Below are 11,734 nucleotides of genomic sequence, written 5' to 3' on the forward strand. Positions count from 1 at the left end.
TCACCCTAGGGGCGATTCGGGGTGCCCCCGTTCGCGACGATGCGCGCCACCGCCTCGCGGAGGAAGCGCGCCGGCGCGAAGTACGGCAGCGCGCGCTCGACGCCGCTCCACGCCGCGTCGAGCTCCGCGCCGCGGTGCCGCACCGCGTAGAGCGCCGCCACCGCCGAGGTGCGAGACCTCGCCTCGGCGCAGTGCACGAAGACCTCGGTTCCCTCGGCGCGGAGCTCCGCGATCGCATCGGCGGCATCGGCGAGCGTGATGTCGAGGTTGAGGTTCTGCCCGTCGGTGTCGATCAGCCAGACCCGAACGGACTCGATCCCCTCGGGCACCTCGCGGGCGCCGAGACGGCCGAGCGAGACGACCGCGCCCACCGACTCGGGCAGCGCGGAGAGCGCGCTCTGCGAGCCGAGCCAGACCCCCGGATCGTCGGGGTGGCGCACCGGCGCGGTGTGGCGGAACGCGGGGTTCAGCACCGAGTCTCCCGCCGGCCACCCCTGCCCGTCCGACTCCCCGCGGCGGGCCGCCAGGATCGCGAGCCGGACGAGGTCGTGGACGTCGTAGCCGGGCCAGCCGTGGATGCGGCGCTGCCAGGAGAGCGGGATCTGGCTGAGCCCCCACCGGGCGCCCGCGAGCGAGCCGGCGATCGCGGCGACCGTGTCGGTGTCGCCGCCGCCCTGGATGGCACGGCAGACCGCGCTGCGGAAGTCGCTCGCCCCGCTGACGGCGGCGTGCGCCGCCTGGAAGGCCCGCACCACCCAGCCGTTCTGCGCGCGGAGCTCACGGGGGTGCCGCCCGGGCGTCAGCTCGAGAAGGGCGGCGCGATCCGCGCTGGTCTCCAGCCCGTCGAGGAAGGCGCTCTGCTCCCCCGGGTCGAAGCCGCCGGTGCGGATCGCCTGCCGAATGAGCAGGCTCCACAGCGCCACGGCCTCGCCGTTGCTGGGCTCCCAGTGGGTCAGCTGCGCGATGCGCGCCGCGGCCTCCACGAGGTGCCGCTCGCCGCCGTCGTGCAGGTACGCGAGCGCGACCGGGGCGGTGCGCATCAGCGAGCCGTTCCCGGCACTGCGCCCCGACCGCTCATGGAAGCGCTGGGCGGCGGTGCGCGCCTCCTCCTCCGTGGAGGCGCCGCCGATCCCGGCGAGTACCGCGCGGGTCTGCGAGCCGACGTCTTTCGCCGTGCGCGACCAGCCGTCCCATTCGCCGACGATGCGCCCCAGGGTCACGGGGTCGCGCAGCGAGTCGCCGCGCGCGATCGCGTCGAGGATCGGCAGCGCCATGGCGGTGTCGTCCGTCCACTCCCCGACGGCATGCCCGAAGACGCTGATGCCGAACTCGGGAACGAAGTCATCGGGGTGCGAGGGGCCGAACTCGTACTGCGATCCGAGCGCATCGCCGATGGCCATGCCGACGATCGCGCCGGCGGCGCGATCGAGCTGCTGTGCGGTGGGTTTCATGGGGCCTCCTTCAGACCGGAAAGGCGGGGGTGATGGTGAAGTTGTCAAACGGCCAGCTCCTCGAGGTCGGCGAGGGCGGTCATCGCGCGCCGCCGATCAGCTGCGCGAAGGCCGCGGGCAGGGCGACGTTTCCCGGGGCGCCGGCGAACGCCGGGGCGACCTGACCCGGGGTGTACCCGGCGATGCCGCATCCGATCTCGGTGACGAGGAAGGTGAGCTCCGGATGCACGCGCGCGAAGGCCAGGAACGCGGCGATCTCGCCGAGCAGCACGCCCCGCCCGCTCATCGTGTCGATCGCGTAGCTGTGGCCGTGGAGGCCGTGGCCCTCGCCCCAGACGGCGCCGAAGCGGGCGTGCGCGAACGCGGCCGCGCCTCCCTCATGATGGCCGGCGCCGTTGGAGCCGAAGACGAAGATCTCCCCCGGCGCCAGGGCGCTGATCTTCGGCGAGCTGATCAGCTGGCCGGTGCGGTCGATCCAGGCGTTGGGCTGGGCGGCGGGCATCAGACGCGCTCCTTCAGGTAGTCGACGACGGCGGACCAGTCGGCGAAGCGGTCGCTGCCGAAGTGGATCCACTCGCCGCCGGGGTTGTGCTCGGGGAACTCGGCCGCCCCGTTGCGATCCCGGTCGTCGATCAGGAAGTCGCCGCGGTTTAGGTGCTTGTGGTGCGACAGGATGACCCGCTTCCACAGCGGCGTGCCCTCCTCCTGACCGAAGTGGCGCTGGATCCACTCGATCTTCTGGCTCGCTCCCGACATGTTGCCCCACGGCACCGTCGAGAGGACGTAGGTGTCGAAGATCTCGGTCAGCTCGGTGACCGCCTCGATCGCGCCGGGCATCGGGTCCATCAGGGCGAACAGCCCGGGGATCTTGTCCTCATCGCCTCGGTACTGCTCGCGCACGGTCTCGTCGAGTCGCGGGAATGCCGACTCGAAGTCGACGATGACGCCGTCCATGTCGATGTACAGGATCTTCTTGCTCATCTGCTGCCTTCCGTCCTCCGTCGCGACCCGTTCGCGGTCGTGTCGACCACCCGATTCGCTTTGGCTCATTTTTCGTCTATTTCCTCGTGCGGCTCCAGTATGCCCGATCCCGCCGACATTTGGCGAATATTCGTCTAAAGTGGTGGCATGGCGCACCTCACGACTCCGTATCGCGACTCCTCCGGGAAGTCGCTGACCGACTACCCGCGCCCCTCCGTCGCCGTCGACACCGCCGTGCTGACGGTCGCCGACGGTCAGCTCTCGGTGCTGCTGACCCTGACCAACGACGCGGCGCGCGGGGCCGGATCACCGGAGTGGCGCCTGCCCGGCACCTTCCTGCACGAGGGGGAACGGCTCGCCGACGCCGTGCGCCGCTCGCTCGCCGAGAAGGCGGGCATCCAGGGCATCGCCCCGCGACAGCTGCGCGTCTTCGACGAGCCGGACCGCGACGACCGCGGCTGGGTGCTGTCGGTGGCCCACCTCGCCGCGGTGCGCGTCGACCGCATCCCCGCCACCGAGCGCACGCGTCTCGTGCCCCTCGACGAGGTCGGTGATCTCGAGTACGACCACGAGCAGATCGTCGAGGCGGCCGCCGCCGAGCTGCGCGCCGAATACCGTCGGCTGCCCGACCCGGCGCACCTTCTCCCGGATGCCTGGACGGGCGAGCCCGCGGGCGCCGTCACGATCCTCGAACTCCGCCGCCTCCACGAGACGGTGCTCGGCGAGCGGTTCAACGCCGACACGTTCCGCCGCGCCATGCTGCCGAGCCTCCGCGCGACCGGGCAGTGGCGAAAGGGAGCGCGCGGCAAGCCCGCGGAGCTCTACGTTCGCGCCTGAGCGGCAAGCGAAAACCCCCGGTTTCCGCAGAAACTCGGGGGTGAAAGCTGGGGTACCTGGACTCGAACCAAGAACAACTGAACCAGAATCAGCCGTGTTGCCAATTACACCATACCCCAATGGCCTCACCGCAGTGGGGCCGAGGAGTCACTCTACCGTACGGACGCGAGGGGTTCGAATCGAGCGGTCATCGGCGGTACCGACGGACCCTCTCCGGCCCGGCCGAGCAGGATGCGCGCATCCCCCGACTCCGCGTCGGCGGCCCGGTGCGAGACCAGCACGACGATGCGATCGGCGGTCGCCCGCCGCAGGTCGGAGATCAGCGCGGCGGCCCCATCGGCATCCAGGTGGGCGGTCGGCTCGTCGAGCAGAACCACCTCGGCATCGGTGAGGAGCGCGCGGGCGACGGCGAGTCGCTGACGCTCGCCGCCGGACAGCGCCGCACCGCCCGCACCGACCCGCGTGTCAAGGCCGGCGGGCATGCTGGCGAGCAGACGCCGAAGCCCCACGCGGTCGAGCATCTCGCGGATGCTCTCGTCGCTCGGCTCCTGGCCGCGCGGCCGGGCGATGCGCAGGTTCGCCCGAATCGTTGACGAGAACAGCAGCGCATCCTGCGGGCACCACGCCACCCGGCGACGCTCCTCCCCCGCGATCGCGTCGTCGGCCGGCACCTCGATCGGCGCCCCGTCGAGACGGACCGCGCCGGATGTAGGACGCAGCCCGCCGAGCAGCACGGTCAGCAGCGTCGACTTGCCCGCCCCCGAGGGGCCGCTCACCTGCAGCCACTCGCCCCGATCGACGTGCGCGCTGACGTGCTCGAACACGAGCTCGTCGGCGCCGGGCCACCGGGCGGCGAGGTCGCTGAGGACGAGGCCGCGCGCGGCGTCCGCGGGCGGCGCCTCGGCGGGAGCCGCCGCAGCGTCTGCCACCGGGGCGCGCAGCGCCGAGAGCCGGCGCCAGGAGACGAGCAGGCGCGGCGACAGCCGCGTCGCCTCCACGAGCGCGAGCGCCGGGTCGAGCGTGGCCAGCGCGAGCAGGGCGATGACGGCGACGGTCGGCGCGCTGGTCGCTCCGGCCGCGACCAGCGGGGCCGCGAGGCTCGGGACGGCGACGGCAAGCCCCACCAGGGCGACGACGACGACCGCCGCCCCGGCGCCCTCGGCGCGGGCGGCGCGCCGCGCGAGGCGCGACGAGCGGTCGGCCAGACGGTCGAGCTCGGCCAGGGCCGCGGGCGCAAGACCCGACGCCCGCACCTCGTCGGCACCGCGCAGCAGCGCGGCAAGGGCCGCGGTGTGGGCCGAGCGCGCCTCGAGCCGCGGGGCGGCGCCGCGACGGTCGGTGAGCGCGGTCGCCAGCACCGCCAGCCCCACCCCGATGACGAGCGCGAGCGCGACCACGAGCGTCAACTCGGGCAGCACGAAGGCGGTCGTGATGACGACCCCGATCACACTCAGCACGCCGACGACGATCGGGGCGATGACGCGCGGTGCCAGATCGCGCACCTCGTGCACGAGGGTGACGAGGTAGTCGACCGCGGTGCCGCCCTCGCGCAGCCGCGCCGACGCCGCCCCGCGGGCGGCGATCGCGCGCCACACCCGCAGGCGCAGCGCATCGCTGGCGCGGAACACGGCGTCGTGGGTGACGAGACGCTCGGCGTAGCGGGCGACCGCGCGGCCGATGCCGAAGAAGCGCACGCCGACGATCGCGACCAGCAGGTACATCAGGTCGGGCTGCTCGCTCGCGCGCACGATCAGCCAGCCGGAGACGGCGGAGAGCGCCATGCCGAAGCCGGTGGCGGCCACACCCAGCAGGATGGCGAGGGAGGCGCGGGCGAGGATCGGCATCCGGGCGGGTTCGACGCTCGCTTCGCGCGCGGACTCCGCACCCGCCGCGCTCGGCGTGCTCGCCGTGCTCGGCCCCGTGCTCGACTCCGAGTGTGTCGTTTCTCCGGAGGTTTCGGCGCGGTGCGCCGAAACCACGGGGTCAGCACGGCGCTCATCGGCAGAATCTCCGGAGAAGCGAACCGCTGCGACCGGGTCGACGGCGGCGGGCGCGGCGGGCGCGGCGGGGTGCGCGGGCACGGCGGGCGGCGCGATCGGGATGCGAATGTCGGCGAGAGCGACCGTCGCGGGCTCGTGCGAGACGAGCACGATCGGAGCTTCGGTGCGCAGGCGGCTGATCTCGAGACGCACCAGCTCGGCGTGTGCCGCATCCAGGTGCGCGGTCGGCTCGTCGAGCACGACGAGCACGGCGCCAGGCGCCAGCAGCAGGGCGCGCGCGACAGCGACGCGGCGCCTCTCCCCCGGGCTCAGCAGCGCCGGATGCCGCCCGGCGACCGCGCCGAGGTCGAGCACCGCGAGCATCCGTTCGACCTCCCGGGCCGAGGCCCCCGTGAGGGCAAGTTCCTCGGCCGCGGACGCGGCGACCAGCCGCGGCGCCTGCGCTGCGTAGGCGATCGGGCCGCGCGGCACCCGGATGGCCCCGTGCACCTCGGCCTCGGCGGTGAGCGCGCCGACGAGCGCGGCGAGCACGGTCGACTTGCCGGCGCCGCTCGGGCCGGTGAGCGCCGTGACGCTGCCCGCGGGGAAGGCCGCGGTGACGCCGTCGACGGCGGCACCGTCGCGACCCGGGTAGCGCACCGCGAGCGCGTCGACGTGCGCATCGGCGCCGCCGACGCGCCGCCAGTCGGCGTCCGCGGGCTCGCGCACCACCTCGTGGGCACGGCGGAGCGCGCCGAGTCCCCCCTGCGCGGCGTGGAAGGCGACCCCCACCTCGCGCACGGCGGCGTAGACCTCGGGCGCCAGGATCAGCGCCGCGAGCCCGATCTCGAGGCCCAGCTGGCCCTCGACGAGTCGCAGCCCGATGGCGACGGCGACGAGCGCGACCGAGATGGTGCCGATCAGCTCCAGGGCGAGCGCCGAGAGGAACGCGACGCGCAGCGTGGCGAGCGTGCGCTCCCGGTACTCATCCTGAATGCGAGCGAGGGCGCGGGTCTGCTCGCCCACCCGGCCGAGTCCGACGAGCACCGGCAGTCCGCGCGCGAGTTCGACCAGGTGGTCGCCGAGACGCTCGAGCGCGCCGGTGGCCCGGTCGACGCGGTCGCGGGTGTGCATGCCGATGAGCGCCATGAACAGCGGCACCAGCGGCAGGGTGAGGGCGATGATGAGGGCGCTCAGCCAGTCGGTGCCGAGGATGCGCAGGCCGATCACGAGCGGCACGACGGCCGCCGAGACGGCCGCGGGCACCACCTGGCGGTAGTACGCGTCGAGTTCGTCGAGACCGCTGGTGGCGAGCACGACGGTGCCGCCGCCGGTCTCGCCCGGTGCGTCGAGCGCGCGCTCGACGACGTCGCGACGGAGCCGCTGCGTGGAGCGGATCGCCAGGCGCGCGGCCACGGTCTGCGAGGCCCAGCCGAGCGCCGCCCGGGCGAGCACGGCGGCCGCCCCGAACACCGAGGCGTCTCGCCACGCGTCCGTCCCGTCGGCGAGGGCCGTCACGCCGATCGCGATCGACTCGGCGATCACGACCAGCGCGACCGCGCGCAGCACGGCCAGCACCGTCAGCCCGACGAGCGGGCCTGGCCCCCCAACGCCCAGGCCCGCCTCCTCGAACCGCGCTCTCAGCTGGCCGAGTCGCGCGCGCATCCGGCTCACGGCTGGCGCACCGCCGGAAGGATCTCGTGCACCGCGGGGATGTGCTCCCCCGAGATGCGCTTGCGGAACACCCAGTAGCTCCACGCCTGGTAGACGAGCACGACGGGCAGCGCGACCGCTGTCACGACCGTCATCACGCCGAGCGTGTAGTCGCCGCTGGAGGCGTTGGAGATCGTCAGGCTGAAGGCGGTGTCGATCGTCGACGGCAGCACCACCGGGTAGGCGGCGGTGAAGATCGAGGCCGCCCCGGCGACCAGGAACACCGCGATGCCGAGGAAGGCACGACCCTCGCGTCCGGCCCGCGCGGCGACGTAGCCGAGCAGCACGGCGACGACGGCGACGGCGACGAGCGTCCAGGAGGCGACCCCGCCGCTCTGGAACTGCACCACGAGCACCCAGCCGACGATCGGCACGAGCGCGAGGATGCCCCATCCGCTGACGAAGCGACCGGCGCGCTCGCGCACCGGGCCGTCGCTCTTGAGCGCGAGGAAGGTCGCGGCGTGCACGAGAGCGAAGCCGACGACGGCCAGTCCGCCGAGCACGGCGATCGGGGTGAGGAACACGAACGGTCCGCCGACGCGGTCGCCGTTGGCGTCGATCGGCAGCCCCGTCGTGGTGAGGGCGAGACCCGCGCCGATGCCGAAGGCGCTGACGAAGGAGCCGAGGCCGATCGCCCAGTCCCACACCTGTGCCCAGCGGGCGGTGTGGTGCTTGCCGCGGAACTCGATCGCGACGGCGCGGAAGATCAGGCCGAGCAGCACGAGCGTGAGCGGCACGTACAGCGTCGAGAAGAGCGAGGCGTACCAGAACGGGAAGGCGGCGAAGGTGGCGGCACCGGCGGTCAGCAGCCACACCTCGTTGCCGTCCCAGACCGGGCCGATCGTGTTGAGCATGACGCGGCGCTGGCGGTTCTTCTCGGCCGCGTCGCCGCGCACGCCGACGAGCATGTGCATGCCGACGCCGAGGTCGAAGCCTTCCAGCAGCAGGTAGCCGATCCAGAGCGCGGCGATGGCGATGAACCAGATGGTGGGCAGAACGTCCATGTCAGTGTCTTCCGGTTTCCGGGTCAGTAGGCGAACGAGAGGACGTCGGAGCGCTTGTCCGGGTCATCGGGATCGTCATCGTGCGGCGCGAGTTCGGGCATCGCCGAGGCGACACCGCCGCGCACGTACTTGACGAGCAGCCACAGTTCGACGGCGAGGAGCACGGCGTAGACGAGGGTGAGCGAAATCGTGGAGAACAGCAGCTCCCCCGCGGTCACTCCCGGCGAGACGGCGGCGGCGGTGAACATGAACACGCCGTCGATGCCGCTCGGGTCCGGGTTCGGCGCCACCACGAAGGGCTGGCGGCCGAGCTCGGTGAAGATCCAGCCGGCCGAGTTGGCGGCGAACGGGGCGAGGATGCCGAGCACCGCGAGGCGCATGATCCACGGCGAGCGCGGCACGGTTCCCTTGCGCGTCAGCCACAGCGCCACCACTGCGGCGAAGGCGGCGATCGCGCCGAAGCCGATCATCATGCGGAAGCCCCAATAGGTGACCCAGAGCAGCGGCACGTACTGGATCTCGCTGCCCGCGTGCTCGCCGTAGAGGCCGTCGCCGACGAGCGTCGCGCCGTAAGTCTCCTGGTAGTACGGCAGCAGGTCGGTGATGCCGGGCATGTCGGTGACGAAGTCGCCGTTGGCGAGGAACGAGAGCACGCCGGGCACCTCGATCAGCGTGGTGACGCTCGAGCAGTCGGTCGCGCCGACATCGCCGAGGGTCAGGATCGAGAAGCTGGTGCCGGTGTGGCAGGCGCCTTCGGCGGCGGCCATCTTCATCGGCTGCTGCTGGTACATGAGCTTCGCCTGGAAGTCACCGCTGATGGCGACGGCCCCGAAGCCGATGATCGCGACGAGGGCGCCGAGGCGCAGCGACGTGATCCACACCTTGTGGTCGGCGCGGTCGCGGCCGGGGATCTCGGGAGCCTCGCCGACGACGACGCGGCCGGTGGCATCCACCGTGTCGATGCCGTCCTTGCGGCGCTGCCAGAGCTGGTACCAGGAGATGCCGAGCAGGAATCCGCCGGCGACGGCGAGGGAGCCGGCGAGGGTGTGGGTGTAGGCGGCGACGGCGGTGTTGTTGCCGAGCACGGCCCAGATGTCGACGAGCACGGGCCGACCGTCGATCAGCTCGACGCCGACCGGGTGCTGCATCCACGAGTTGGCGGCGATGATGAAGTACGCCGAGAGCCACGAGCCGATGACGGCGGCCCACAGGGTCGCCAGGTGCAGCTTCTTGGGCAGGCGGCCCCAGCCGAAGATCCAGAGGCCGAGGAACGTCGACTCGACGAAGAACGCGAGCAGGCCCTCCATGGCGAGCGGGGCGCCGAAGACGTCGCCGACGAAGCGCGAGTACTCGCTCCAGGCCATGCCGAACTGGAACTCCTGCACGATGCCGGTCGCGACGCCGACGATGAAGTTGATCAGGTAGAGCTTGCCCCAGAACTTCGTCATGCGCAGGTACTGCGGGTTGTCGGTGCGCACCCACGCGGTGTGCATGATCGCGACCGTTGCTCCCAGCCCGATCGTGAGCGGCACCATCAGGAAGTGGTAGACCGTCGTGATTCCGAATTGCCAGCGGGCGATATCTAGGGGATCCACGCGGGGTCTGCTCCTTCTCGTACGACGGGTCCGTGCCTCACGGCCCTGAGCAAGATTGGCGGCACGCGGTGTCCTCACCTAGGGCCGAAGGTCCCGTCCGCTGCTCCACCTCCACGATACCCGTTTTTCTACATGCTGTAGAAGTAGTTCGACGCGGCGTAGAATCGACACATGGCAGGACTGGGGCAGCTTGAGCGATCGGTGATGGATGCGGTCTGGGCTTCGCCCGTCCCCGTCACCGCCTACGACATTCTCGAGCGCCTCGAGGCCGGAGACTCCGGCCGCCCGTTGGCCGCCACCACCATCCTCACCGTGCTCTCACGGCTGGAGAAGAAGGGCTTCGTCGCGAGCGACCGCTCCGCCCGCCCGCACCGCTACAGCGCGACCGCCTCGCGCGCCGACCACGTCGCCGAGCTGATGCACGAGGTGCTGGGCGATGCCGCCGACCGCGGCGCCGTGCTGGAGCGCTTCATCGGCGGGGTGTCCGACGACGACGCGGCCGTGCTGCGCCGGCTGCTGGCGGGCAGCAGCTGAGTCCGATGCTCTTCGCCCTGTCGATCGGCCTGGCGCTGTTCGCGGTGGCGCTCGCGGTGCCCGTGCCGATCGCGCTCGCGCGCGCCGCCTGGCCGAGCGGCGCGCCGGTGCGCGCCCTGCTGCTGTGGCAGGCGATCGGCCTGGCCGGCGGCTTCTCGATGATCGGCGCGTTCATCGCATTCGGCTACGGCATCCTCCCCGCGTCACGCATCGGCGCCGGGATCGCGTTCGGCGCCGCGCTCGCGCTCGCCGGCTACCTGCTCGGGCACCTCGTCGCCACCGTCGTCATCGTCACGCGGCAGCGACGGCGCCACCATGCTCTGCTCGACCTGCTGACCTCGCCGCACCCCACCCGCGCCCAGACCCGCGTGCTGGACGACTCCGCCCCCGTGGCCTACTGCCTGCCGCGCGGGGTCGGCTCGCTCACCGTGCTCTCGCAGGGGCTGCTCGACCGACTGAGCCCGGCCGAGCTCTCGGCCGTGATCGCCCATGAGCGCGCGCACGTCGAACAGCGTCACGATCTGCTGCTGCTCGCATTCCGCGCCTGGCGCAGCGCCCTGCCGTGGTTTCCGATTGCCGTGCGCGCCGAATCCGAGGTGGCGGTGCTGGTCGAGATCCTCGCCGACGACCGCGCCCGCCGCACCGCCAGCGACGAGGTGCTCGCCCGCGCGATCCTCGCGGTGGCGGATGCGCGCGGAGACGGGGTGATCGACCTCGACCATCGCCGTCGCTCCGGTCGATCCGCCGATCGGGTGCGCCGACTCGTCGGCTAGCTCGCGTCACCGCCCCGCGCGCCGCCGAGCCCCGCGGGCGAGAGCCCGCGCGCCGCGATGTGACGGAACTCGCAGAAACCCCGTGTTAGACATGCCCCCATGTTGCGACGCGTCCTCCTCTCCACCGCCACCGCGGTGGGCGCGAGCATGCTGGTCGTCGGCAGCATCTTCCTGCTCGCCCCCGGCTCGGACGACACAGCCGCGGCGCCCGGCGCCGAGACCCCGAGCTCGTCACCGACGACCAGCGCCTTCCGGTTCACCGGATACGGGGTCGATCGCGACGCGATCCTGCGTGCCGCGGACGACGACGCGGACGCCGACAACGCGGAGGACGCCGGCGACGGCTCGACGGCTCCGGAGGGTCCGGCTGCGGCCGACGAGCCGAGCACACCGTCGACCCCGGACTCCGGAAGCGCGGCACCCTCGGGCCCGACGGCCGACTTCTCCGACCAGAAGGCCGCGCTGGCGCTCGTGAACTCGGCGCGCGCCGACGCGGGACTGCCCCCGATGACGATCAACTCGAAGCTGTCGTCCGCCGCCGGTGCGCAGGCCGTGCATCAGGCCAGCAGCCAGCAGATGACCCACGACGGGGGCGGCGGCCTCGGCGCACGCGTGAGCGCGACGGGCTACGCGTGGTGCGCCGTCGCGGAGAACGTCGCCGCCGGATACACCTCGGCGTCGGCGGTGCACAGCGGCTGGATGAACTCCTCCGGCCACCGCGCCAACATCCTGAGCGGCAACACCGAGATGGGTCTCGCCACGGCCACCGGCAGCGACGGCACCGTCTATTGGGCCCAGGTCTTCGGCACCCCCTGCTGACCGGGGCGGCGCCCGCACCGCGCCGGCTGGCCAGCCGCCTCGCTCGGG

At 72.6% G+C, this 11,734-nt stretch carries 10 protein-coding genes and 1 tRNA gene; 4 read left to right on the forward strand and 7 right to left on the reverse strand.

Annotated features, from left to right (window positions below; all coding sequences use genetic code 11):
- Positions 1-5: 5 nt before the first annotated feature.
- The 3 genes from AC0L6Y_RS08550 to AC0L6Y_RS08560 form a co-directional block, all read right to left on the reverse strand.
- Entirely contained in the window at positions 6-1,451 is a 1,446-nt protein-coding gene (locus tag AC0L6Y_RS08550) for an ADP-ribosylglycohydrolase family protein (RefSeq protein ID WP_473550893.1), read from the reverse strand.
- A gap of 79 nt (positions 1,452-1,530) precedes the next feature.
- Positions 1,531-1,953, reverse strand: coding sequence for an A1S_2505 family phage non-structural protein (locus AC0L6Y_RS08555; RefSeq protein ID WP_473550897.1), 423 nt, complete (start codon positions 1,951-1,953; stop codon positions 1,531-1,533).
- Positions 1,953-2,432 carry a 5' nucleotidase, NT5C type gene (locus tag AC0L6Y_RS08560; RefSeq protein WP_473550901.1) on the reverse strand — a complete coding sequence of 160 codons (480 nt, stop codon included), beginning with the start codon at positions 2,430-2,432 and terminating at the stop codon, positions 1,953-1,955. Before AC0L6Y_RS08560 ends, AC0L6Y_RS08555 begins: the two co-directional genes overlap by 1 nt.
- 147 nt (positions 2,433-2,579) lie before the next feature.
- On the opposite strand from AC0L6Y_RS08560, the gene AC0L6Y_RS08565 reads away from it, so the two are divergent.
- Entirely contained in the window at positions 2,580-3,269 is a 690-nt protein-coding gene (locus tag AC0L6Y_RS08565) for an NUDIX hydrolase (RefSeq protein WP_473550905.1), read from the forward strand.
- A 47-nt stretch (positions 3,270-3,316) separates the two neighbouring features.
- On the opposite strand, the gene AC0L6Y_RS08570 is transcribed toward AC0L6Y_RS08565, so the two are convergent.
- The 4 genes from AC0L6Y_RS08570 to AC0L6Y_RS08585 form a co-directional block, all read right to left on the reverse strand.
- Positions 3,317-3,388: transfer RNA gene (locus tag AC0L6Y_RS08570), tRNA-Gln, on the reverse strand.
- 33 nt (positions 3,389-3,421) lie between these two features.
- Entirely contained in the window at positions 3,422-6,913 is a 3,492-nt protein-coding gene (gene cydC / locus AC0L6Y_RS08575) for a thiol reductant ABC exporter subunit CydC (protein WP_473558391.1), read from the reverse strand.
- A gap of 5 nt (positions 6,914-6,918) precedes the next feature.
- Positions 6,919-7,965 (reverse strand): cytochrome d ubiquinol oxidase subunit II, encoded by a 1,047-nt coding sequence (gene cydB, locus AC0L6Y_RS08580; RefSeq protein WP_473550909.1) that lies wholly within the window; start codon positions 7,963-7,965, stop codon positions 6,919-6,921.
- A 23-nt stretch (positions 7,966-7,988) separates the two neighbouring features.
- Positions 7,989-9,560: a cytochrome ubiquinol oxidase subunit I gene (locus AC0L6Y_RS08585; protein ID WP_473550913.1), complete on the reverse strand. Its 1,572-nt coding sequence runs from the start codon at positions 9,558-9,560 to the stop codon at positions 7,989-7,991.
- Between the two features lie 171 nt (positions 9,561-9,731).
- Between AC0L6Y_RS08585 and AC0L6Y_RS08590 the strand changes: the two genes are divergently transcribed.
- The 3 genes from AC0L6Y_RS08590 (at position 9,732) to AC0L6Y_RS08600 (ending at position 11,686) form a co-directional block, all read left to right on the forward strand.
- Positions 9,732-10,094 carry a BlaI/MecI/CopY family transcriptional regulator gene (locus AC0L6Y_RS08590; protein WP_473550916.1) on the forward strand — a complete coding sequence of 121 codons (363 nt, stop codon included), beginning with the start codon at positions 9,732-9,734 and terminating at the stop codon, positions 10,092-10,094.
- Positions 10,095-10,099: 5 nt separating this feature from the next.
- Positions 10,100-10,867: a M56 family metallopeptidase gene (locus tag AC0L6Y_RS08595; RefSeq protein ID WP_473550920.1), complete on the forward strand. Its 768-nt coding sequence runs from the start codon at positions 10,100-10,102 to the stop codon at positions 10,865-10,867.
- Between the two features lie 99 nt (positions 10,868-10,966).
- Positions 10,967-11,686 carry a CAP domain-containing protein gene (locus AC0L6Y_RS08600; RefSeq protein WP_473550923.1) on the forward strand — a complete coding sequence of 240 codons (720 nt, stop codon included), beginning with the start codon at positions 10,967-10,969 and terminating at the stop codon, positions 11,684-11,686.
- The last annotated feature ends 48 nt before the right edge of the window (positions 11,687-11,734 follow it).

Source organism: Pseudolysinimonas sp. 10J20-29, from assembly GCF_055809595.1.

What these genes read in the sequence shown, in the direction of transcription:
- cydC (WP_473558391.1), bottom strand. Translation starts at nt 6,913, where the DNA reads ATGCGCGCGCGACTCGGCCAGCTGAGAGCGCGGTTCGAGGAGGCGGGC.
- AC0L6Y_RS08555 (WP_473550897.1), bottom strand. Translation starts at nt 1,953, where the DNA reads ATGCCCGCCGCCCAGCCCAACGCCTGGATCGACCGCACCGGCCAGCTG.
- AC0L6Y_RS08595 (WP_473550920.1), top strand. Translation starts at nt 10,100, where the DNA reads ATGCTCTTCGCCCTGTCGATCGGCCTGGCGCTGTTCGCGGTGGCGCTC.
- AC0L6Y_RS08550 (WP_473550893.1), bottom strand. Translation starts at nt 1,451, where the DNA reads ATGAAACCCACCGCACAGCAGCTCGATCGCGCCGCCGGCGCGATCGTC.
- cydB (WP_473550909.1), bottom strand. Translation starts at nt 7,965, where the DNA reads ATGGACGTTCTGCCCACCATCTGGTTCATCGCCATCGCCGCGCTCTGG.
- AC0L6Y_RS08565 (WP_473550905.1), top strand. Translation starts at nt 2,580, where the DNA reads ATGGCGCACCTCACGACTCCGTATCGCGACTCCTCCGGGAAGTCGCTG.
- AC0L6Y_RS08560 (WP_473550901.1), bottom strand. Translation starts at nt 2,432, where the DNA reads ATGAGCAAGAAGATCCTGTACATCGACATGGACGGCGTCATCGTCGAC.
- AC0L6Y_RS08590 (WP_473550916.1), top strand. Translation starts at nt 9,732, where the DNA reads ATGGCAGGACTGGGGCAGCTTGAGCGATCGGTGATGGATGCGGTCTGG.
- AC0L6Y_RS08600 (WP_473550923.1), top strand. Translation starts at nt 10,967, where the DNA reads ATGTTGCGACGCGTCCTCCTCTCCACCGCCACCGCGGTGGGCGCGAGC.